Raw genomic sequence first — 22,034 nt, 5'->3', positions numbered from 1 at the left:
AGCGCGGCACTCTGATACTGATAGTTTCAACCGCTATGGAATTCTCCAATCAGCATCGCAACAGCACCAGCGTTTGCGCAGCGGGGATTTCCATTGGCATCGGCATCATTCGAATTACCTTCGAACAGCATGCGGGTGCGTAAGGCGACGAGAGTTTAGAAGCAGTAAAAAAGCCACCACCCGCAGCGGGCTGGTGGCTTTCTTATTTTGGGTTCGAAGGAAAGCGACCATGAAAGACGTTTCTCTTAAAGATGTTCAGGCAGCGCGAGACAGAATCCGCGAGTTTATTTATTGTTCTCCGGCGACGCATTCGGCGGCATTGTCGCAGATGACGGGCCAGCAGGTTTTCCTCAAGCTCGACAACCTGCAGCGCACCGGAGCTTTCAAGGAGCGCGGCGCGCTGAACAAGATCCTCACGCTGACAGACGCAGAAAAGAAGCGCGGCGTGATTGCAGCCAGCGCAGGAAACCACGCGCAGGCAGTTGCGTTTCACGCAAGCCAGCGCGGCATCAAGGCGCGCATCGTCATGCCGCTGATGACTCCGCTGGTGAAGGTTTCATCGACATCGGGATTTGGCGCAGAGGTTGTGCTGCATGGCGCAAATTATGACGAAGCCTATGCGGAAGCTCTGCGGCAAGGCGAAGCCGACGGCATGACGTTCCTGCATCCGTTCGATGATCCTGACGTCATTGCAGGCCAGGGGACAATCGGCCTCGAACTGCTCGATCAGGTGCCTGATCTTGAAGCCGTGGTGGTTCCTATTGGCGGCGGCGGACTCATCAGCGGCGTGGCCTGCGCGATCAAGGAGACAAACCCCGGGATTCGCGTTGTGGGTGTGCAGACGGAGCGGCTACCATCCATGCTGCGCGCTACGGAAGCAGGCAAGCCGATTACGATTCCCGCTGAGGCAACAATCGCCGACGGCATCGCTGTGCGCCGCGCGGGAGATGTGACCCTGCCTCTCGTGCAGCGGTACGTCGATGAAATTGTCACCGTCGATGAAGAAGAAATTGCAAAGGCCATTCTTGTTCTGCTGGAACGTGAAAAGACGCTTGCCGAAGGCGCAGGCGCGGTGGCGCTGGCATCGCTGCTGCAGAAGAAGACCTCTCTCAATGGCCAGCGTACAGCGGTGCTCGTCTGTGGCGGCAATATAGACGTCAGCCTGCTGGCCAAGATCATCGAGCGCGGCCTGGTGAAAGATCATCGCTGGACGAGGCTGCGCATCCATCTGACCGACAGGCCCGGATCGCTGCATCAGCTTACAAAGATCATCGCTGATACGCGCGCCAACATCGTGCAGACCGCGTATGACCGCGCTTATTATGGCGTCAATCTTGGCGATACGGTCATCGACTTCACACTGGAAACTCGCGGAGGCGAGCATGTGCAACAGATTGGAAGTGCGCTTACAGAAGCGGGCTACCGCTATGAGCGGATACAGTAAGCAGCAAAAGCCCTTGCAAAACTTATAGAATAGTCGGTGGCGCTTCACTCAGAATGAGGAGGCAGCCGAGGTCACGATGGCACATCTTACCGGAGCGCCGGCAACTGAGCTGACGCTCGACCCGCACGATTGGAATGAGCAGCGGCGGCTGGCCCACCGCATGCTCGACGACATCTTCGATCACCTCGAAACACTGCGCGATCAGCCCGCATGGCAATCTGTGCCCGAGCTTGTGCGTGAGGCCTTGCATGAACCGTTGCCGCGCCTGCCGCAGGGCGAAGAGCTAGCCTACCGCGACTTTTTGCGCTACGTGCTTCCCTACACCACCGGCAACCGACATCCTAGGGCATGGGGATGGGTACGCGGCACGGGCACTCCGTTTGCCATGCTGTCGGAGATGCTTGCCGCAGGCATCAATACACATGCAGCAGGCGGACAGCAGGCCGCGACTTATGTCGAAGAACAGGCGCTCGCGTGGCTGGCTCAGGTTATGGACATGCCCGCTGGCACCAGTGGAATCCTTGTAAGCGGCGGAACGATGGCGAACCTGCTGGGGCTCGCTGTGGCCCGTCACGCGAAGGCGGGATTCGATGTGCGCGAAGAAGGCCTGCAAAGCGCGCACGAAAAACTCGTCGTCTACGGTTCGCAGGAAACGCATATGTGGGCGCAGAAGAGCGTCGAGTTTCTTGGCCTTGGAAGGCAGGCTTTCCGGCAAATTCCAGTCAACAATAACTATCAGATCGAAATCGAAGAACTGAAGCGGCAGATCAAGGCAGACCGCGCTGCCGGATTGCGCCCTATTGCAGTGATCGCAACAGCAGGCACAGTCAACACTGGCGCAGTCGATGATATTCCTGAGCTGGCGAGAATCTGCAAACAGGAAGACCTGTGGCTGCACATGGACGGCGCATTTGGAGCGCTGCTCAAATTTGCGCCGCAATATAAGCATCTCGTTGCAGGCATCGAACTGGCGGATTCGCTCGCCTTTGACCTGCACAAATGGATGTATCTTCCTTTTGAGATCGGCTGCCTGCTGGTGCGCGATGCGGAGGCGCATGCCGCAACATTCTCAGCAAAGGCCAGCTATCTTGAAAAGACCACACGTGGAATGCTGGCTGATGGCCTGCAGTTTTCCGATCGCGGCATCGAGCTTACGCGCAGCTTCAAGGCGCTGAAGGTATGGATGTCGCTCAAGGCTTACGGAACGGAGATGCATGGCCAGCTCATCGCGCAAAACATGGAGCAGGCAGAGCATCTGGCCTCACTCATCGAAAATCACGACGAGCTCGAACTGCTGACGCCGCGCACGATGAACATCGTCTGCTTCCGGTATCGCCCGCATGAAAACGTCGACCCAGAATCGCTGAATCAAATCAATCGCGAACTGGTGCTGCGCTTACAGGAGTCCGGTGAATTTGTTGTCTCCGGAACCGTGCTGCGCGGCGACTATGCCATTCGCATTGCGAATACGAACCATCGCAGCCGCATGGACGATTTCGGCGCATTGGTCAACGCTGTAATCTCTCACGGACGCGGGATCGCTGGTGAACTCAACCAAAAGTATGAGTAAGAATTCCACCTCCAGTTGCAGCATCTTTCTTCTCACAAAGATGCGCTGACTTCGCGCTTGTGGGCCGTCTTCTCAATAGAGTAAAGTTCGACTTGCACTCGTTTCTTTGGAGCAGGCAGGCCGGTGAAGTTCGCACGCAAAGCAGTTCTATCTTCCATGGCGCTTCGTATAGCGATTGTGGGAGCATTCTTCGCGGCTTTTGTTGCTCTTTCCATCAAGACAATCCACGCCGGCTCCAGCCCCGAGGCGATGCATCAGGAGTACAACGCCAGGGTCTCCGCGAGCTATGACTATCCCTTCGGCAAAGACAAACCTTTTTTGCCGAGCAAGGCCACGACGGAAGATGGACAGTTCATCGAGCCGGGAGCTTTCCCCACAGCACAGTACTGCGGCCACTGTCACCAGGAGGCGTATCACCAATGGCGCGAATCTCTCCATTCGAACTCCTTCCGGTCTCCTTCTTACTTAAAGGATGTTGAGCTGTTGAACAGCACGCAGGGAATCCGGTCGTCGCGGCACTGCGAAGGATGCCACAACCCGGTAGCTCTGCTGAGTGGGGTGCTGACGAAGAATCCAGTCGTCAAAGACCGCAACTTCGATAACGATGGAATCACCTGCTCGGTCTGCCACTCCATCCAGAAGCTGCAGCCCACCTATGGACTGGGCGCGTATGTGATGGGAACGCCCGCCGTCATGGTGGATGAGCACGGCAAACCGATTCCAGGCGAAGTGCCTTACAAGGAAGTCCTGGCACATACCGACCGCCACGTGCAGGCGGTGATGAAAGACTTTTATCGCACGCCTGAGTACTGCGGCTCATGCCACAAGGCCAATCTGCCTACAAGCCTCAATCACTACAAGTGGCTGCGCGCCATCGGGCTCTATGACGAGTGGCAGGCCTCCTCGTTCTCGCACCGCTCGCCGCTGCCCTTCTACACCAAGGACTACAAGACCTGCCAGAACTGCCACATGCAGCGCGAGGTCATCACGCTTTCCGATTACGGAGCGAAGAACAACACGCTGGCATCGCATCGCTGGCTCGGCGGCAACACTTCCGTCGCCTTCTATTACGGATATGAGGAGCAGCTGCAGAAGACCATCGCTTTCCTGCGCGCGCAGACTTTGAATATCGATCTCTTTGCGCTGCGCAAGAACGACGACAGCAAATATATTGCGCCGCTTGGCTCAGTGGACTTCGACCTGAAGCCGAACGACAAGGTGGAAACCTTTGTCGTGATCCAGAACAAGGGCATCGCGCACACTCTGGTTCCGGAACAGCGCGATATTTTTGAGGGCTGGGTGCAGTTCACGGTCAAGGACGCAACCGGCCGCGTGCTTGTCGACAGCGGATATCTGCAGCCCGACGGCTCGCTCGATCCGCGTGCGCACAGCTTCATCAATCGCATGCTGGATGAGAAGGGCAACCTGCTGATCAAGCACGAAGTCTGGCTGCGCCACACCACCGCCACAGACGCGACGATCCGTCCCGGCCGCTCAACGATCGTGCGCTATCAGTTCCAGATCCCGGAAGGAGCAACAGGGCCGCTGAGCATTACAGCAAAGGTCAATTACCGGCATCTGAACCAGGTCTATACAAACTTTGTTGTCGGCGAAAAGCACCCTCCGTATCCGGTTGTCGAGATGGCCTCGCGCACGCGCACATTAGAGATTGGCCACAATGCAGCCGGCAAGCCCGATCCTGCCGACAATCCTGACTGGATGCGCTGGAACAACTTCGGCATCGCGCTGATTGACCAGCAGCAGTATGGCGATGCAGTCGCAGCCTTCGAAACAGTAAGCAAGATGCGCCCGGATTATGCCGATGCGTTCACGAATATCGGCCTGGCTTATTACAGCTGGGAAAAATATGCGCTGGCTGACGAAAGCCTGAAAAAGGCGCTCGAGATCAGTCCGGACAGCCCGCGCGCGCTTTACTACCAGGCGCTGGTCGACCGCAACAAGGGCGATCTAGACCATGCGATTGCAAACCTCGAAAAAGTCGTAGAAAAGTTCCCGCAATCGCCGGATGCGCGCCGCGAGCTCGGTTTCAGCTATTACCAGCTGCATAAGTATGATCTCGCGGAGAAGCAGTACCAGGCATTGCAGGCAATCGATCCCGACGATCTGGCAGCGCACTACATTCTAGCGATTGTCTACCGCCGCATGGGCATGAAGGACAAGGCCGCGGAAGAAGCAGCGTACTTTGCCGATGAGAAGGACGATCCCATGGCGAACACTGCTTCCCTGCAGTTCCTCGAAAAGCATCCGGAACTTTCCGGAGAGAGCGTGCCGTGGCACCTGCACACGGCGCTCGATGCAGCCCCGACAAGCATGGGCGGCGGAAAGTAGTCAGCCTCTTCCCTCTGGAACCGGACCAGTGGATTTCCGAACCACCAGCGTTGGCGCCACCTGGTATTCAGCGCCGTCTGCTGTTCCTGACTGCTGCGTGTTGTAAAGCGCGCGGAAAGCGAGCCTCGCAATTTCCTGCCTTGAAAGCCGCACCGTGGTCAACGCCGGCTGGGTGAATGCGGTCAGCTCAATGTCGTCAAATCCGATAAGCGATATGTCCTGAGGAATGCGCAGGCCGCGCTCAAAGATCGCGCCCATGGCACCGATGGCGGTCAAGTCATTCGAAGTCAGAACCGCAGTGGGCCGGGGGTTCAGATCGAGCAGTCGCAGCATCGCTTCGTGTCCTCCGTCGGTGCGGTGATTGCCCTGCTCTACAAACCCTTTCTCCAGCTTGATTCCCTTGCGGCGCAGAATATTGATGAACGCGCGTTTGCGCATGCGCGCCGAGTGGAGCGAGGGTGGTCCGGCGATGAAACTGATGGCCCTGTGCCCAAGGGTGAGCAGGTGCTCGACAGCCGCATCGATTCCCGCCGCATAGTTCACGCGAATGTTGCTGATGCCTTTCTGCGGTGTAGCGGTGTCAAGAAATGCGAGGGGAATTTTCCGGTTGCTGAACTCTTCGATCAGGTGCTTGTCCATTTCCGAGGTCATGATGGCCACGCCGTCTACCTTGCGCTGCAGCATCCGGCTGACACATAGCTCCATGCGGTGCGGATCATAGTTGGTGTTCGCGATCAGCACTTCCTGCCCGTATTGCACGGCTACGTCTTCAAAACTTTTCACCAGCTCGGGAAAGAATGGATTGGTGATGTCAGAAATGATCAACCCATAAAGGCTGCTGCGGCCTGAACCCAGAGCCCGCGCGTTCGTGTTGGGATAGTACTTCAGCGTCTCAATGGCCTTGCGCACTCGCTCGGCCGTTTCAGTCGTAACTTTGTTCGAGCCGTTAATGGTGCGGGAAACCGTAGCAGTAGAAACCCTGGCAAGTTTCGCGACTTCTTTGATGTTCATGCGGCTCCTGGAATCGCAGAGATCATAGCCAACCTAAAAAAGCATTCTAGATCGTGGCGTGGGTTTTGTTGATTTCCAGCTTAATCGTTATGCCTGGCAGCGGGACCGGTACCCGCAATTCATGATCGTCCCGGCGCATTGTCGTGATAAATGTCTTGACAGAACAAATGAATCAAGCGAAAGTTTCCCTATGCCCCTACAATCTGTACTTTCCTGGCTGGCCTCCAGCGCTGCATAGCGTTGAGTGTTGAATGCCGGCGGTGCGATGGGGTCTGGTTCTTTCCTGGTTTTTCTCCTCCCAGTGCCTGTCGGCGTTTGAACGGGATGAGAGTTTACATAGATTTGCATTCTGATTCTGTGTGATGTTCGGCCTCTGGCGCAGCCACATCTGAAAGCCTGCAGCCGCCAAGGGTAACCCAAGTAAATTTGCAGATTGTCCTCTCTTGCCAGTGGGTGCACAGGCATTTCTGCAATTCAACTCAACAGCAGCATATCCAAAAAGTACGAATCAACAAGCTGTCCTCATTTCTATTCAGGAGTGCGACGTAATGAAGTTATTTCTGAAGTACCTTGCACGGCCATTCATTTTTCTGACACTCATGATTGCATTGCCCCTGTCGGCGCAGACATTTCGCGGCGGCGTTGCCGGAGTGGTTCAGGATTCGAGCGGCGCAGTTGTTGCCGGCGCAAAAATCACCCTTACCGCCACTGACACAGGCGCCACGCATGAGGCCGTTTCGAGCAGCAGCGGCGACTATACCTTTCAGGACCTGCCGCTGGGCAACTACAGTATTGATGTAGTAGCCTCCGGCTTCGCCACACAGAAAATCAGCAACATTGCCGTACGCCCAGGCCAGATCTATTCGCTTCCCATCAAGCTTGAGGTCCAGTCTTCAACACAGCAGGTCGAGGTCAGCGCGGCGGCGGTGACACTGGACACCGTCTCATCGACAAACAACGCGGTTGTGGGCGACAAGGCCGTCTCCAACATTCCGCTCAATGGCCGCGACTTCACCCAGCTGGTGAAGATTGTTCCGGGTTACAACGGAGCGCAGTCGCTGAACGGCACGCGCACCAACCAGGACAACTGGCAGATTGACGGCGCCGACGACAATGACATCTGGCAGAACGGCACAGCAGCCAATCAGGGCGGCGTAGCCGGCATCGCAGGCGTGACGATCCCGATTGACGCGATCGACCAATTCACCGTGCAAACACAGGGCAATGCTGAAGTCGGGCGCAACGGAGGCGGCCTGATCTCCCTGGCCATCAAGTCCGGCACGAACAGCATTCATGGATCGGCCTATTACTTCAACCGCAATGAGTTTTTCGCAGCGCGCAGTCCTTTCCTTCTCTCTACACAGCGGAAGCCCAAGCTGCGCAACCAGCAGTTCGGCGGCTCAGTGGGCGGTCCGATCATCAAGGACAAGCTCTTCTACTTCGTGAATTACGAGCGGCAGACGTACCTGATTCAGAATAGCGGCACGGCAACGGAGCCAACCGCTGCGTACATTCAGTCCGCAACCTCGCTGCTGAATAACCACGGAATCCAGGTGAATCCGCTGTCGACAAGCGTACTCGCTATCTGGCCTCAGGCAAACCAGGCCGGACCGGCCACCTCGGGAAATTTTCTCGACAAGACTCCGCAGCATGGCTACAGCGACAATGCCATCGCCAAGATCGACTACACCATCACTCCCAAGCAGACGCTTTCTGTGCGCGCCTTTATCGGAACCGGACGGCAGTTTGCAGCCGCAGGAACAAATGTCTTCGACTACTACCAGGAAGCACCAGACATCACGCAGAACTTTACCGCTGTGCATAACTGGGCGCCTACGGCTCATCTCTCCAATCAACTGCTGGCGGCTGTCGGTATCTTCAACCAGACGTTCAATGACGCCAACCACAGCTTCAACATGCCCGCTCTTGGATTGGCTACCGGAGCCACCGACCCATCTCTCTTTGGCGCTCCAACCATCTCGATCACCGGACTTGACCAGACCGGCGTAACGCAGCCGCTTGGCCGCAAGGACTACACAGGCCACCTCACCGATACGGTGAACTACATCTTTGGAAAGCACACGATTCGCTTCGGCGGAGAGTTTCGCCGGAACTACATGGACCTGCAGTATCAGCGAAACGTGCGCGGCACCTTCAACTTTACCGGAGCTGCTACGGCTACAAATCCCGCAACAGGACAGCCGTATGTTACTTTGCCTGCAGGTGCGACTCCATATGCCACGGATACTTCTGCGGGAACAGATGTTCGCGCACTGGCGGATTATCTCGCCGGATATGTAGCCTCGTCGAGCTTCACGCAAGGAGTTCTGCGGCGCAATATCTATCAGAATACTTTCGATCTTTTTGTGCAGGACCAGTATCAGGTTCTTCCCACACTGACGCTCAACTACGGTCTGCGCTATGACTACAACGCGCCATTCAACTCACCGGAAACAATGTCGGATTTCCGCCCGGGAATTGCCGGAGCAGATGCGTATGGACTGGTCATTCCAGGCAACGGCATAGGATCGATCTATCCAGGCAACCACACAAACTTTGCTCCGAGGTTCGGTTTCTCCTATCAGGCAGCGGACAAGCTGGTAATTCGTGGAACCTACGGCATCTTCTTCGATGCCCTGAATTTCAACGGCTTCTTTGACAACCGTCCTGGCAATGGAGGTGCTGTCGGCGTGCAGGCGAATCCGACCGGACCGAATCCTGTAGTCAACGTCAGTAATTCCTATTATCAGTGGCAGACGAACGTCGATCCCTTCACCAACGCATCCGGCCCCGCGGCCCAGGGACTGGCCACCATCAGTCCGAACTTCCGCACCGCCTATATTCAGAACTTCAACCTGAACACGCAGTATCAACTCAGCCACAACACCATCCTCCAGTTAGGCTATGTGGGATCGCTGGGACGGCGGCTCTTTGACCTGATCGATATCAACCAGGCGCGCCCCGGCGCAGGATCAACCACAGCCGCGCTGCAACCACGCCGTCCTTACTACAGCAACAGCGCCATTCCGAATGCGCAGTCGATCGGCGCCATCAACCAGTCTGAAAGCGAGGGCGGATCGAACTACAACTCGGCACAGGTCCTGGTGAGAACCAGCAACTTCCATGGACTGACAGCGCAGGGTTCTTACACCTATGGCCACGCGCTGGACGTGGTGTCGGGCACTCGTGGTTTTGCGCCGCAGGACTCGACCAACCTCTCCGGCGAGTACGGCAACGCGGACTTCGACGTGAAGCATACCTTCAATGGCTATGTCGTCTATGAGGCTCCGCAGATCGGCCACAGCCTGCCGGTTCTGACCAAGGGATGGCAAGGGAATGCCTTCGTTTCGGCTTTCACCGGCACTCCGATGTCAGTCAAGCTCGGCAGCGTGGACAACAGCGGCACAGGCGAGTTTCAGGATCGCGCCAACCAGATCGGCGACCCCAAAGCCGGCCTGGCGCGCAATCTCTTCACGCCAACAAATGGAGGCTCGCCGTATGTGCAGTGGTTCACCAGCACGGCATTTGCAGCAGCTCCTTCGGGCAGCTTTGGAACAACACAGCGCAACGCCTTCCGCGGCCCTGGATTTGCAACCGTCGATGCATCGCTGGTGAAGAACACGCAGCTTCACGAAGGCATCAGCCTGCAGCTGCGAGCAGAGATGTTCAACATCTTCAACCGGACCAATCTCGCCAATCCGGGCACCGGCACGCTGTCGTCCTCAACCTTTGGACGGATCACAGCCACACGCAACAACGGGAGCGCTCCGGGCATTGGCCCCGGAGAGCCATTCAATGTGCAGTTCGCAGGAAAAATCATCTTCTGACGAACTTCATCTCAAACAGAAAAAGCATGGCTGTTCTCAGCCATGCTTTTTCTGTTTCAGCGCAAATCAGTTCCCTTGTTCTGGCTGTGGCGTATCCAGACGAGGCAGCATGGAAGGCCGCATAGCCGTGTTGTATACGAACCATGCTTCGATCGCCGCTCCCTGCATGACATCGCCAACCTGCACCCGGTCGTAGAGGTCCATGTTGGAATGGTGCGTGCGGCTGCCATACTCCAGCGGATCCTGCATAAACCCGAAGCCATCCAACCCGATCCACGAGAAGCTGGTTGAATCCGTGCCGCCCGGCTGGCGTGTGGGCGCAGCCGTCGCTCCTAGAACAGCTTGAAACTCCAGATCGCGAATCGGCGCAGCCCACTGCTTGAAGATCGAAGCAATCTCGTCGTTGCCGTCAGCAGAGATGCCGCGGAAACGCCCGCTGCCGCTGTCATCATTGAAGTAGGCATCGAGCTTCGCGTATTCCGGCGTAACCTTCATCGTGTCGCGGGGAGCGAAGTGCTGCTGGACATAAAACTTCGAGCCAAGAAGACCTTCTTCCTCACCGCCCCATAACGCAATGCGAACGGTACGCGCCATGGGCCGATGAAGCTGGGTGAGAATGCGAACGGCTTCAATCGCGACAGATGATCCTGTGCCATTGTCCGTAGCTCCGGTGCCGCCCTGCCATGAATCAAGGTGTCCGCCGAGCATGACAATTTCGTCTTTCCTGGTCGTGCCCGGAATCTCGCCGACAACGTTGAAACCCATCTGATTATCTTTGTAGATCTCCGTCTGAATATCAAACGTGAGCTTGGGACTCATGCCGTGCTCGATCAAACGCGCGATGCGGTTATAGTGCTCCGGTGTAATAGCGACCATGGGAGGAGGAACCGGATCATTCGGATTCTGTGATCCGCCAAACGTGGCAAAGACCGTGCCGCCGTCGCCGTTGGTTCCATAGTTGACGGCCACCAGCGCGCCTTCATCGGAAAGGAATTTGCTGGTGTCGTTGCGCAGCTTCAAAGCTCCTCCGGGCGGAAGAGGCGGCGGAGGTGGAGGAGCAGCAGCGGCTGCCGGGCCACGAGGAGGAGCGCCACCGAAGCCGATGCCGAGCCGCGAAGGATCCTGTACGACCGTGCGCGCTTCTATTTCCTCGTCCGTCAAGCGATGCGCCTCTGGCTCAGTGTGCATCAGGATCACCTTAGGATCGGCGATCAGCACAATCTTGCCGCGCAGCTTGCCTCTGTACTTCTCGAAATCAGCCTGAGAGTGGATCGGCGCAAGCACAGCCTCCGCAGTCACGGGGCCATTCGTGCCCGGCGTCCAGGCCAGCGGAAAACCGATCAGCGGCGCATAATTCGGCTCGACCAGAGCGCCGTAGAATTTCTTGTACTGCCATGAATTTCCGAACGGTCCCCACGGTTCGAGGTGAACGTTCTTGAGCCCGTATGACTCCAGCCGCTTCATGATCCACTCGGCAGCCGCGCGATGATTGGGCGAGCTGGTGATGCGCGGGCCGTAGACATCGGAAATGTAAAAAAGAGTGTCCATGACCTGCGAGTGCTGAAAGGCCTGGGACTTGATATCGTGCAGAACGGTGAGATCGATCTTCTCCGGAGACTCCTGCGCGGTCGCGGGAACAGCCGCAGCCAGGAGCATAAGAAATGCTCTGAGCTTTTTCATCTGGTCTTGATCCTTAGCAGAATAGTGCGACCAGTATCTCCCCGATTCGCTTGATTGGAAATCAAAAATTCAGGTAGACAGGTTTCTACTCGACCATGAATTCAGGATCAACGGGAATCTGCAGCGCATTGGAAAGAGCATTGGTCTCCGCAGCCATGCCGACCACCGCGAGAAACTCAGCATGCTGCTGGTCGGTCAGGCCCTTGGCCCGCGCCGCCGCCGTGTGGGAGTGAATGCAATAGCTGCAGCTGTTGATAGTCGACACAGCGATATAGATCAGTTCCCTGGTGAGAGGATCGAGAGCGCCCGGCTCCACCATGACCTTCTTGATATCCGACCATGTCCGTTCAAGAAGCGCAGGCTGATTGGCCAGAGCACGCCAGAAATTATTCACGAAATCAGATTTGCGCGTCGTGCGTATATCGTCGAAAACCGCCTTCACACGAGGATCGGCTGCAACTTCTTCATCCGTCCAGAGCTTTACAGTAGCCATTGCGAGAACCTTTCAGAAAAATCCACTCTAACTGTTCTTAGTTGGAGTATATGGAACTACTTCAATTCCGGTTTATGTTGCAAAGGAAATGTAATTGCGTTATTTTGAGGTTCAGACAATGTTGAAGCAAGTCCCATCCCGCCGTTTCTGTTGTCGCCGCGTCGCATAACCTGCCTGTCCGCGGATTTCCTCAAATCATTCTGAGCTACTTTCTCTGCCGGGCCGGCGTCCCTACATACCTTGCATTTGCTGTCGCCACAGCAAAAGGAATACACAATGAAAGTCTTTTATCGTAGTGCTCTTCTTCTCCTGTTGGTGGGTTCGGCTGCTGCACAGAAACTGGACGGCAAGTGGGACGGAACAGCGAAAGTCAACGACCAGGTCGTGGTGCCAGTGCATCTTGAGCTCTCCGGCTCGGGCGATCACGTGAGCGGTGCGCTTGTCGACGGTGCGCAGCGAACCGTTGCGACGCAGGGCCAGCTGGATGGCAATGCGCTTACATTGAAATTCACACAGTATGCGGTAACATTGCAGGCCACGCTCGAGAATGGAACGCTCAAAGGAACCTACAGCAAAGACAGCGGCTCGTTCTCCTATCCGATCGAGTTGAAGCCACAGACAGCCGACGATCCGCCCGCGGGCAAAGTGCCGCAGATTGCAGGCGTGTGGATCATTCCAACCGAGAGCCCGAAAGGTGAGCATGCCTGGAGGCTTATCGTTCACCAGACCGGACCAAATGCCTCTGCCACGATTCTTCGCGTCGATGGAGATACAGGGACTCTGGCCGGAACATACAAAGACGGCAAGTTCGTGCTGAGCCACTTTCAGGATGTGCGTCCGGCAGTTCTCGAAATCACGCCTGCAGCGGACGGCTCGCTTGCACTGAGTCTTTCCGGGCCGCACGTGGGAGCGAAATCCGGCCAGACCAGCGTTTCACTCACCGCATTGCGTCCCACTACAGCAAAAAATCTGCCCACGCCTGACGACTTCACGCAGCACACTTCAGTCAAAGACGCGCATGAGCCCTTCCGCTTCAGCTTTCCTGACCTGAACGGAAAGCTCGTCTCGAACACCGATCCGCAGTTCAGAAACAAGGTTGTACTGGTGAACATCACCGGCAGCTGGTGCCCCAATTGCCATGATGAAGCGCCCTATCTGGCCGAGCTCTACCGCAAATATCACGCTCAGGGCCTCGAGATCGTCGCGCTCGATTTTGAAGAGGCCGACCAGAAGCAGACACTCTCGCGGCTGCACTCGTTCATTCAAAAATATGGCATTGGATACACCTATCTGCTCGCAGGAGAACCCAGCGACCTTCACGACAAGGTGCCACAGGCCGTAAACCTGAATGCATGGCCAACAACCTTCTTCCTGGGAAGAGACGGGCGCGTGCATGCCGTCGAAACAGGATTCCCTTCTCCAGGCAGCGCCGAGTTTAGCAGCGAAGTAAGAAAGAACTACATCGCAAATGTAGAAAAGCTGCTTGCCGAGCACACGCATAACGGCGAATAACGCTTGCAATGATCTGGCATCCCCCAACGGGATTTTTCCATATCGATGTAGGATGCCAGATGTTTGGCTGAATTCATTGCTTGGCGCCCCTGTCTCGAAGCCTATTATTTCTTTGAAAATCTCCTCTGCGCTCATCGATCTCGAGATGAAAACTCCGACCTCGCATAAAATGCGATACTTCAGATACATCCGAAATGATTGTGGATCGAGATTGACGAAATGGGCGTCCCCAAAGAGCTAAACGAAATTGTTCTTCCCCAGACAGTAGTCGGCCCGCTTACACGCGCGGCGATCTTTCTGGTTGTCTGCATTCGCCAGGAGCAGGACGCTTATGCGCTTCTGCGATCCTTCTGCGCCGATCTTTCCGGGCTGATACGTGCCGTTGAGTTCCGGGACATTGAAGGTGGGCTTACATGCGTGGTGGGATTCGGGTCAGATGCATGGGACAAGCTGTTTGGATCGCCGCGCCCCGCTGAGCTTCACCCATTTCAGGAGATCCGCTCCGGTGGCCGTCACGCTGTCTCTACCCCGGGCGACATCCTGTTCCACATTCGAGCCAAACGCATGGACCTCTGTTTTGAGCTCGCGACCCAGATCATGGACAGCATCGGCGATGCAGTTACGGTTGCCGATGAGGTTCAGGGCTTTCGGTATTTCGAAGACCGCGACGTCATGGGGTTTGTCGATGGCACGGAAAATCCGCGAGGAGACGCTGCCCGCGAGGCTGCCATTATCGGCGATGAAGACCCGGCCTTTGCCGGCGGCAGCTACGTGATTGTGCAGAAGTATCTTCACAACATGAAAGCGTGGAATGCTCTTCCCGTCGAGGCACAGGAACGCATCATTGGCCGCAGAAAACTCTCAGACATTGAGCTGTCCGACGCTGAAAAGCCGACTTCGGCGCACAGCGCGTTGACCGTCATCGAGGAAAATGGAAAAGAGCGCAAGATTCTGAGAGACAACATGCCTTTCGGGCGGCCAGGCTACGGCGAGTTCGGCACATACTTCATCGGTTACAGCCGCACGCCGCGTATCACCGAAATCATGCTTCAGAATATGTTCATCGGACGCCCGCCGGGCAATTATGACCGGCTCCTCGACTTCAGCCGTGCTGTCACCGGCAACCTGTTTTTCGTACCGTCGGCGACATTTCTCGACAACATCAGCGGAGATGAGCCGGACTCTACAGAAGGCAGCGCTTCGCTGACATCGAATGCCCCGCCGGATTCGTCCACGCAGGACACATCACTCAAAATAGGATCACTTAAGGGAGAGAAAGATGAATAACCTCCATCGGGAGCTGGCGCCCATCTCTGACGCTGCATGGTCGCAGATTGAAGAAGAGACGACGAGAACATTGAAGCGGTATCTGGCTGGACGAAGGGTTGTAGATGTGCCTTCATCCGGAGGAATCGCTCTGCCCGGAGTTGCAACCGGCCACCTGCGGTCGATCTCCGCTCCCGCAGAGGGCATCATCGCAAGCCAGCGCGAGGTCAAGCCTCTAGTGGAATTGCGGGTGCCGTTCGAACTGTCGCGTCAGGCGATTGATGACGTAGAGCGCGGGTCGGATGACTCCGACTGGCAGCCCGCGAAAGACGCGGCAAAGAAACTCGCCTTTGCTGAAGACCAGGCCATCTTCCACGGATACGCGGAAGCGGATATCCAGGGCATTCGCGAAGGCACCAGCAATCCAATCGACACGCTTCCTGCGGATGTGCGCGATTATCCCGATGCAGTGGCGCACGCACTGAGCCAGCTGCGACTTGTAGGCGTCAACGGACCCTACTCGGTTTTGCTTGGAGCCGATGAATATACAGCCCTCGCCGAGACTCGCGATCATGGATATCCCGTGCTCGAGCACGTCAAGCGGATTGTTGACGGCAACATTGTCTGGGCTCCGGCGATTGAGGGTGCAGTCGTCCTGACGACTCGTGGCGGCGACTTCGAGCTGAACATCGGTCAGGATGTCTCGATCGGCTACCTCAGCCATAGCGAATCTGCTGTGCGGCTGTATCTGCAGGAGACGTTTGTCTTTCGCGTTCTTACCAGCGAAGCCGCTGTTGTGTTGTCGCCGTCACGAAAGTCCTCGTGAAGTGTTAACTCCTTCTCGCGATCGTTGCGCATCATCTGACAATGGCGGCTGTGATTCGAGTCACAGCCGCCATTGCTCTATTCGGCCAATACTGTCATCAGGGTGAATGCCGATGACAGAGATATTTGCCACCAATGAATCGCAACAGCTCTCTAAGCCATATCTGCTGGAAGCTTTAACGAATATCTGCCACCACTGGGGTGCGATTCCCGTCGCCGTCTGCTGGCCTCTGAGCGACGTCTCCCTTGCCGGAGCGGTCGAAGCCGCAGAGGCAGGAATCATTCAGCCCATCCTGGTTGGCCCTGAAAATGAGCTGGCCAGCCAGGCGGCATCGCTCGGTTTCAGAGTTGTCCATGCCGCTACAGAACAGGAAGCCGCGGCCAAAAGCGTAGAGCTCTGCCGCACCGGTCAGGCTGCCGCGCTCATGAAGGGCAGCCTGCATACCGACCTGCTCATGCGCGCTGTTCTTCACAAAGAATCCGGCCTGCGCACCTCCCGGCGCGTCAGCCACGTTTTCGTGCTCGAAGCTCCGCTCTACAACCGCACTCTTTTCATCTCCGACGCGGCCATCAACATCTATCCCACGCTCGAAGACAAGGTCGACATCGTGCAGAACGCCATCGATCTCGCCCATGTGCTGGGTGTAAGGAAACCGAAGGTCGCCATCCTCTCCGCAGTCGAAACCGTCTGCCCACAAATCACCTCAACGATTGATGCCGCCGCGCTCTGCAAGATGGCGGACCGCGGACAGATCACAGGCGCAATCCTCGACGGCCCGCTGGCTTTTGATACAGCTGTAAGCGCCGAAGCCGCACAGGTAAAGAACCTGCGCTCGCCGGTTGCGGGAGAAGCCGACATCTTCATCGTCCCCGATCTCGAATCCGGAAATATGCTGGCCAAGCAGCTCGAATATCTGGGAGGAGCGCGCCTGGCGGGCATCGTTCTTGGCGCCAGCGTGCCGGTCATTCTTACCAGCCGCGCCGATGCGGCGGAGGCCCGCGTTGCATCATGTGCTATCGCATCCGTGCTGGCCCGGTTGAAGGTGCACTCTGCTGTGTGATTTACATCACTGCCGCCGCTTCTCCTGATGGTCCATATTACTGGCATAGGAGATTAAGGAATGTCACTCGCCGCACAAGATTGCTTCCGCATCCGCGCACTTGCTTCACCCGACCACATTCTTGTCGCAACCGATCTTACGGACACCGATTACCTCGTGCCTCATGCCATCGCCCAGGCGAAAGAGTCCGGTGCCAGCATTACGCTTATCCATGTCATTCCACCCTCTGATTCCCTGCCGCCTGAATCGGGTGTTATTCCTGACCTTGACGACGCAAAGGTCGACCGCGATGTGCGCTTGATACTGTCCGGATTGAAGCGCCAGATTGAGGAACATGGTCTGCTCTGTGATGTGATCTATCGCCATGGACGCGCAGAAGACATCATCCGCGAAGAACTGGATCTGACGGGCGCAACGCGGCTCATCGTGGGAACGCATGGGCGTGGCAAATTAGGCCAGATAGCGCTCGGCTCTGTGGCCAATCACCTGCTGAGCTCAGTCAGGGTGCCTGTCTTTGCCGTCGGCCCTCATGCTCAGATTGCCGGAAGACAAACCAGGCCGCGCACGATTCTCCATCCCGTTTCTTTTACCGGTGATTACATCGAGAGCGTCCGCCTCGCTCTCGATCTGGCGCAGGCATATCGGGCCGAATTGACTCTGCTGCACGTGCTCGACTCCGACGTTAAGAAAAGCATCAATCCTGCCCGCACATACATATGGGCCGAGCATGCATTAAGGGCCCTCCTTCCCGATACAGATGACCTGATGCCTCCGGCGCGCGTCTGCGTGGTGGCAGGCGATCTCGTAAAGGAAATTCTGAAGATAGCGGCTGAAAGCGAGGCTGACTGGATCGTTGTAGGCATGGATGGATCGCTTCCATGGATGCGCCTTCAGAACAGCGCAGCTTACAAAGTTATGGCAGAAGCCTCCTGCCCGGTCATGGCTCTTCGTCACGCACCGGCAGAAAAGGAAACCGCAAACAAAGAGGAGAGCCGGATTGCCGGCGTGATCGGATAGGTGTGTTATGCGCTGCGCCAACCCCCAATGCAGATCTGAATCGATATATTTCCGCAGTGGAAGTTTGCACTGCATGGATTGCGCCGATGCCGGCACTCAGGCTCCTGAAGGAGGGCAGCGCAAAGTGATCTGGCTTTGCGCCGAGTGCTCGCGGAAATTTGTTGTCGAGACCTGGAGACCTCCGGGCCAGCAGCTCCGGCCGCGCCGCGTCGGCGCGCCGCGCGTTCCTACCGCAGCCTGAAACACAGCGCTCCAGCTCCTGGATGTGATGCGCATCACAAAACAGTCGTGCCTCAGGTCACTGCACGATCGTGCCTGTTAAGCGCATCGTGGAACTAAAAGGAGAAAGAAATGCGCGAAGACAGGCTCAAATTCGGAACCATCGTCATTGCCACAGATTTGGGAGCCACGGCCTCTTCCGCTCTTCGCTACGGACAGGCAATTGCGCGCCTTCATGATTCGACCCTGGTGATTGTGCATGTGATCGATCCCGTCGCTTACGCATTCCCCGGTGGAGCGCCGGAAGCAGTCACTACGCATCAGGCAGCTCGCGAAGAGCTCAGAAAAATCGAAGAAGAGACGCGCCGGGAAGGCATCCAGGTTCATTCAGTAGTCGCAAGCGGAGTGATTTGTGACCGCATCCTTCAAACTGTTCAGGATCACCATGCCGACCTGCTGATACTGGGCACCCGCGCAAAGACCGAAGCGGGTCAGGCCGCGTTAGGCGCCGTAGCGCGGCAGCTTCTTGCCCGGACACCATGCCCCATCCTGACAGTCGGCCCCAATGCTGAAGATCATCTGCCCTGGGCAGGACGCTGGCGCCATGTGCTTATTGCCACTGACTTCTCCAATGCTTCTCTGACTGCTCTTATGTGCGCGCACCGCATCGCTCACGATCAGCTGCTCGTTCTGCATGTGCCTGCTCATAACGCTCCGGCAGATGATTCCCGCTACATCGAACAGCTGCGCTTCCTTGCGCCATTCAACGAATCGCATACTGTACCTGTCGAGCATTTTGTAGTGAGCGGGGCGGTAGCAGATGTCATCGCGGACTATGTGCGCAACCAGGAAGTTGATTTAGTGGTTCTCGGAGCCCCGGACAGTGAGCTAACGGCAGAGCGCTTTTACACGAGCACCGTGCTCGATGTGATTTCCAAAGTCTCCTGCCCGGTGCTCTGCGTGCCTGCTGCTGCTCATACTGCTGCAACGGAAATTCTGGAGGAGGTTTCAAGCCAATGCTGAACGAAATGAAAATCAGGAATGCAGTCATATTCGGCCACGGAGTTCTTGCCATATGCATGGGGCTGGTTCTCTTCTATCTGAGCTCTATGATGGATGGCCTGTTGTTTGAAGTGGTCGTGGTTGTCGCTGCCATTCTGGTGGCGGCAGCAGCTCTATTGTTTGCCGGACTTGTTGACTGGTTTGCAGCCTTCGCCGAGGGAGCAAAACACATCCAGCGCGCTGTGCTTTACCTCATCGCCGGGCTGTCCTTTGTGCTTGCAGGGTTCTTTCTTGGCTATTATCCAAAGGCTTCATTCCAGTTGCTGCTCGCTTGCGCCTCCGTACAGGCATTGGCCTCCGGCCTTTCAGCCTTTCTCTTCGCTGCCAGAACGGCGCATCATGGTATCGAGCAGCGCACTATGTATGGCGTAGGAATCGTATCGATTTTATTCTCTGGCGCCATGGCCGCCTTGCTGAGAGAGCTTACCAATCAACAGGCCACAATGCTGCTGGCAGCATATCTGTGTTTTCTGGGAGTAAAAATGCTCTTCTTCAGCTGGAGCCTCCACCGGAAAACCATACTTATCAAGAGCATTGTGAGTGAAGCAGTCGCGGAACTGGCCCATTGAAGCCCTGTGACCGTTATCACTGGCAGATTGCCGAATACGGCGTAGGCTGGAGTTTCAATCGAGGTGAATGTCATGACTACCGCAGTCCTCTCCAGAAAGCCTGAGACAGATCACAAGACGTCAATGATGAAAGCCCTCGTCTTTCACGGGCCGAATCAGATCGCGGTCGAAAGCGCGCCCATACCTGGAGCAGGTTATGGAGAAGCGGTCATCCGCGTTACTCTCACCACCATTTGCGGAACCGATGTGCACATCCTCAAAGGTGAGTATCCCGTAAAACCAGGCCTGATCATCGGACACGAAGCCGTTGGCGTGATTCACGAACTGGGCCCCGGCGTCTCCGATTACAAGATCGGTGAACGCGTGCTCGTAGGAGCCATCACTCCCTGTGGACAGTGCTTATCGTGTCTCGGCGGCAGCTGGTCACAATGCGGCGGCGTGCCCATCGGCGGCTGGAAGTTCGGCAACACCATCAACGGCGCACAGGCCGAGTACCTGCTGGTTCCCTATGCGCAGGCCAACATGGCAAAGATCCCCGACGAGTTGCGCGACGAGCAGGTCATCCTGCTGTCTGACATCGCTTCGACAGGATTTTCCGCTGCGGAAAGCGCCGACATTCAACTGGGTGACATCGTTGCCGTCATGGCGCAAGGGCCCATTGGCCTCTGCGCAACTGCTGGAACAAAATTAAAGGGCGCAGGGCTCATCATCGCAACTGAATCGAATCCGGTACGCATGGAAATGTCACGCAAGATGGGCGCAGACATCGTGCTCAATCCGAAAACAACAGACGTAATAGCTGAAATCCGCAAACTGACAAACGGCCGTGGAGTCGATGTCGCCATCGAAGCTCTGGGAACGCAATCCACCTTCGAAACCGCGCTGCGTGCCTTGCGCCCGGGAGGAACGCTCTCCAGCATCGGCGTTTACTCAGGAAAATTGAACATCCCCGTCGATGCCTTTGCCGCTGGAATCGGCGACTACAAAATCGTCACTACGCTGTGCCCCGGCGGCAAAGAACGCATGCGCCGCCTGATGGAACTGGTACTGCATAAGCGCGTCGATCTCACTCCCCTGCTTACGCACACTTTTTCGCTGAATGAAATCACCGATGCTTACTCGTTATTCAGCCAGCAGCGTGAGGGCGTGTTGAAGGTGGCCATTCGACCGCAGGAAGTGCGGCCCCTGAAACCAGGCGACGAGCAGTGCTGAAAAAGCAGGAGGTGCGCCATGCGTGAGTTCACAATGAAGACGATCCTGGTGGCGACGGACCTTTCCGACGCATCGTATGGCGCTCTGAACTATGCCAAACAACTGGCCCGGCACTTCTCGGCCAAGGTATTGCTCGTTCATGTCGTGCCGGAAACCGAAATGTCCAAAATTCCTCTTCCCAAGCTCATGGATGCCGCAGAAGAGGAACTCCAGAAATACGTCAGTGCGCTTGCGCATGATGGCGTGCGTTCCGCGATGATCGTACGCAAGGGCGACATCCGGCAGACGGTCCGCGATCTGATTGACGAGCGCGCTGTCGATCTACTCGTCCTCGGAACGCGCGGCAAAGGATACAAGAACGGAGAAGGGTTGGGGTCGGTCGCGGAGACCCTTCTCCATGCCGCCTCCTGCCCGGTCCTTACGGTAGGCAGGTCGGTACGCCAGGACGCATGGGAGAATACCCATGCGCGCCTGGTCCTCTTCCCGACAGACTTCTCTGAAGTGTCACGTGCTGCCCTGGCATACGCCGAACGCCTCGCTGAGCACCTTGGCGGACGGCTGCTGCTCATACATGCCGACGAACAAGAATCCTCCGAACATAAAGAAGAATTTGAGGCCCTGACAAAGGAGATGAAGAATGGGTTCATCGTCTCTGAATCGATCGCGCGTGTCGGGCACCCGGCAGACGTCGTCACTTCCGTAGCCACAGCGAAGCGCGTGGACTTCATCGTGATGGGCGTACATGACAAAGAGCACAACGATGGAATTGCGTTCGATATTATCCGCCGGGCAAAGTGCCCCGTCTTCACTCTTTTCACGCATGCTGTGGAGTCCACAGGCGAGGAATTGACAGAGGCCGAAAGATTCCGCCTCCAGCAAGAGCGTCTCGCCGTTCATCATTCCTGACGTGGGGTGCG

The 22,034-nt window shown here is 56.6% G+C and carries 17 protein-coding genes; 14 read left to right on the top strand and 3 right to left on the bottom strand.

The window, feature by feature from the left end:
• The first annotated feature begins 229 nt into the window (after window positions 1–229).
• From AC5S16_RS15905 to AC5S16_RS15895, 3 genes are all read left to right on the top strand, one after another.
• On the top strand, window positions 230–1,444 hold the full coding sequence (locus AC5S16_RS15905) for a threonine ammonia-lyase (RefSeq protein WP_493931077.1): 1,215 nt from the start codon (window positions 230–232) through the stop codon (window positions 1,442–1,444).
• 76 nt (window positions 1,445–1,520) lie between these two features.
• Window positions 1,521–3,014 (top strand): pyridoxal phosphate-dependent decarboxylase family protein, encoded by a 1,494-nt coding sequence (locus tag AC5S16_RS15900; RefSeq protein WP_493931076.1) that lies wholly within the window; start codon window positions 1,521–1,523, stop codon window positions 3,012–3,014.
• A 156-nt stretch (window positions 3,015–3,170) separates the two neighbouring features.
• Complete coding sequence (locus AC5S16_RS15895) at window positions 3,171–5,363, top strand: tetratricopeptide repeat protein (protein ID WP_493931075.1); 2,193 nt, start codon at window positions 3,171–3,173, stop codon at window positions 5,361–5,363.
• On the opposite strand, the gene AC5S16_RS15890 is transcribed toward AC5S16_RS15895, so the two are convergent.
• The gene (locus AC5S16_RS15890) at window positions 5,364–6,374 is read right to left on the bottom strand and encodes a LacI family DNA-binding transcriptional regulator (protein WP_493931074.1); all 1,011 of its coding nucleotides are present in this window, start codon (window positions 6,372–6,374) and stop codon (window positions 5,364–5,366) included.
• A gap of 548 nt (window positions 6,375–6,922) precedes the next feature.
• Here AC5S16_RS15890 and AC5S16_RS15885 point away from each other — a divergent pair.
• Window positions 6,923–10,201: a TonB-dependent receptor gene (locus tag AC5S16_RS15885; protein ID WP_493931073.1), complete on the top strand. Its 3,279-nt coding sequence runs from the start codon at window positions 6,923–6,925 to the stop codon at window positions 10,199–10,201.
• 66 nt (window positions 10,202–10,267) lie between these two features.
• Here the strand turns inward: AC5S16_RS15885 and AC5S16_RS15880 are convergent, their stop codons facing one another.
• Window positions 10,268–11,881, bottom strand: a complete 1,614-nt coding sequence (locus AC5S16_RS15880) for a M28 family peptidase (RefSeq protein WP_493931072.1) — start codon at window positions 11,879–11,881, stop codon at window positions 10,268–10,270.
• 85 nt (window positions 11,882–11,966) lie between these two features.
• On the bottom strand, window positions 11,967–12,374 hold the full coding sequence (locus AC5S16_RS15875) for a carboxymuconolactone decarboxylase family protein (protein ID WP_493931071.1): 408 nt from the start codon (window positions 12,372–12,374) through the stop codon (window positions 11,967–11,969).
• A 276-nt stretch (window positions 12,375–12,650) separates the two neighbouring features.
• Between AC5S16_RS15875 and AC5S16_RS15870 the strand changes: the two genes are divergently transcribed.
• The 10 genes from AC5S16_RS15870 (at window position 12,651) to AC5S16_RS15825 (ending at window position 22,023) form a co-directional block, all read left to right on the top strand.
• On the top strand, window positions 12,651–13,886 hold the full coding sequence (locus AC5S16_RS15870; RefSeq protein ID WP_493931070.1) for a TlpA family protein disulfide reductase: 1,236 nt from the start codon (window positions 12,651–12,653) through the stop codon (window positions 13,884–13,886).
• A gap of 219 nt (window positions 13,887–14,105) precedes the next feature.
• On the top strand, window positions 14,106–15,173 hold the full coding sequence (locus AC5S16_RS15865; protein ID WP_493931069.1) for a Dyp-type peroxidase: 1,068 nt from the start codon (window positions 14,106–14,108) through the stop codon (window positions 15,171–15,173).
• The gene (locus AC5S16_RS15860; RefSeq protein ID WP_493931068.1) at window positions 15,166–15,978 is read left to right on the top strand and encodes a family 1 encapsulin nanocompartment shell protein; all 813 of its coding nucleotides are present in this window, start codon (window positions 15,166–15,168) and stop codon (window positions 15,976–15,978) included. Before AC5S16_RS15865 ends, AC5S16_RS15860 begins: the two co-directional genes overlap by 8 nt.
• A 112-nt stretch (window positions 15,979–16,090) precedes the next feature.
• Window positions 16,091–17,038 carry a bifunctional enoyl-CoA hydratase/phosphate acetyltransferase gene (locus AC5S16_RS15855; protein WP_493931067.1) on the top strand — a complete coding sequence of 316 codons (948 nt, stop codon included), beginning with the start codon at window positions 16,091–16,093 and terminating at the stop codon, window positions 17,036–17,038.
• A 60-nt stretch (window positions 17,039–17,098) separates the two neighbouring features.
• Complete coding sequence (locus AC5S16_RS15850) at window positions 17,099–18,055, top strand: universal stress protein (protein WP_493931066.1); 957 nt, start codon at window positions 17,099–17,101, stop codon at window positions 18,053–18,055.
• A gap of 73 nt (window positions 18,056–18,128) precedes the next feature.
• Window positions 18,129–18,296 (top strand): hypothetical protein, encoded by a 168-nt coding sequence (locus AC5S16_RS15845; RefSeq protein ID WP_493931065.1) that lies wholly within the window; start codon window positions 18,129–18,131, stop codon window positions 18,294–18,296.
• A gap of 110 nt (window positions 18,297–18,406) precedes the next feature.
• Window positions 18,407–19,297, top strand: a complete 891-nt coding sequence (locus tag AC5S16_RS15840) for a universal stress protein (RefSeq protein ID WP_493931064.1) — start codon at window positions 18,407–18,409, stop codon at window positions 19,295–19,297.
• Window positions 19,291–19,905 carry a hypothetical protein gene (locus AC5S16_RS15835; RefSeq protein ID WP_493931063.1) on the top strand — a complete coding sequence of 205 codons (615 nt, stop codon included), beginning with the start codon at window positions 19,291–19,293 and terminating at the stop codon, window positions 19,903–19,905. The genes AC5S16_RS15840 and AC5S16_RS15835 overlap by 7 nt, the downstream gene beginning before the upstream one ends.
• Window positions 19,906–19,977: 72 nt before the next feature.
• The gene (locus tag AC5S16_RS15830; RefSeq protein ID WP_493931062.1) at window positions 19,978–21,117 is read left to right on the top strand and encodes a zinc-binding dehydrogenase; all 1,140 of its coding nucleotides are present in this window, start codon (window positions 19,978–19,980) and stop codon (window positions 21,115–21,117) included.
• 18 nt (window positions 21,118–21,135) lie between these two features.
• Entirely contained in the window at window positions 21,136–22,023 is an 888-nt protein-coding gene (locus AC5S16_RS15825; protein ID WP_493931061.1) for a universal stress protein, read from the top strand.
• Window positions 22,024–22,034 lie beyond the last annotated feature (11 nt).

The organism is Acidobacterium sp. FHG110202_01, assembly GCF_059115305.1.
The sequence above is the reverse complement of the archived record's forward strand: the minus strand, read 5'-3'. Positions and strand labels throughout refer to the sequence as shown.

What these genes read in the sequence shown, in the direction of transcription:
- AC5S16_RS15905 (WP_493931077.1), top strand. Translation starts at nt 230, where the DNA reads ATGAAAGACGTTTCTCTTAAAGATGTTCAGGCAGCGCGAGACAGAATC.
- AC5S16_RS15900 (WP_493931076.1), top strand. Translation starts at nt 1,521, where the DNA reads ATGGCACATCTTACCGGAGCGCCGGCAACTGAGCTGACGCTCGACCCG.
- AC5S16_RS15895 (WP_493931075.1), top strand. Translation starts at nt 3,171, where the DNA reads ATGGCGCTTCGTATAGCGATTGTGGGAGCATTCTTCGCGGCTTTTGTT.
- AC5S16_RS15890 (WP_493931074.1), bottom strand. Translation starts at nt 6,374, where the DNA reads ATGAACATCAAAGAAGTCGCGAAACTTGCCAGGGTTTCTACTGCTACG.
- AC5S16_RS15885 (WP_493931073.1), top strand. Translation starts at nt 6,923, where the DNA reads ATGAAGTTATTTCTGAAGTACCTTGCACGGCCATTCATTTTTCTGACA.
- AC5S16_RS15880 (WP_493931072.1), bottom strand. Translation starts at nt 11,881, where the DNA reads ATGAAAAAGCTCAGAGCATTTCTTATGCTCCTGGCTGCGGCTGTTCCC.
- AC5S16_RS15875 (WP_493931071.1), bottom strand. Translation starts at nt 12,374, where the DNA reads ATGGCTACTGTAAAGCTCTGGACGGATGAAGAAGTTGCAGCCGATCCT.
- AC5S16_RS15870 (WP_493931070.1), top strand. Translation starts at nt 12,651, where the DNA reads ATGAAAGTCTTTTATCGTAGTGCTCTTCTTCTCCTGTTGGTGGGTTCG.
- AC5S16_RS15865 (WP_493931069.1), top strand. Translation starts at nt 14,106, where the DNA reads ATGGGCGTCCCCAAAGAGCTAAACGAAATTGTTCTTCCCCAGACAGTA.
- AC5S16_RS15860 (WP_493931068.1), top strand. Translation starts at nt 15,166, where the DNA reads ATGAATAACCTCCATCGGGAGCTGGCGCCCATCTCTGACGCTGCATGG.
- AC5S16_RS15855 (WP_493931067.1), top strand. Translation starts at nt 16,091, where the DNA reads ATGACAGAGATATTTGCCACCAATGAATCGCAACAGCTCTCTAAGCCA.
- AC5S16_RS15850 (WP_493931066.1), top strand. Translation starts at nt 17,099, where the DNA reads ATGTCACTCGCCGCACAAGATTGCTTCCGCATCCGCGCACTTGCTTCA.
- AC5S16_RS15845 (WP_493931065.1), top strand. Translation starts at nt 18,129, where the DNA reads ATGGATTGCGCCGATGCCGGCACTCAGGCTCCTGAAGGAGGGCAGCGC.
- AC5S16_RS15840 (WP_493931064.1), top strand. Translation starts at nt 18,407, where the DNA reads ATGCGCGAAGACAGGCTCAAATTCGGAACCATCGTCATTGCCACAGAT.
- AC5S16_RS15835 (WP_493931063.1), top strand. Translation starts at nt 19,291, where the DNA reads ATGCTGAACGAAATGAAAATCAGGAATGCAGTCATATTCGGCCACGGA.
- AC5S16_RS15830 (WP_493931062.1), top strand. Translation starts at nt 19,978, where the DNA reads ATGACTACCGCAGTCCTCTCCAGAAAGCCTGAGACAGATCACAAGACG.
- AC5S16_RS15825 (WP_493931061.1), top strand. Translation starts at nt 21,136, where the DNA reads ATGCGTGAGTTCACAATGAAGACGATCCTGGTGGCGACGGACCTTTCC.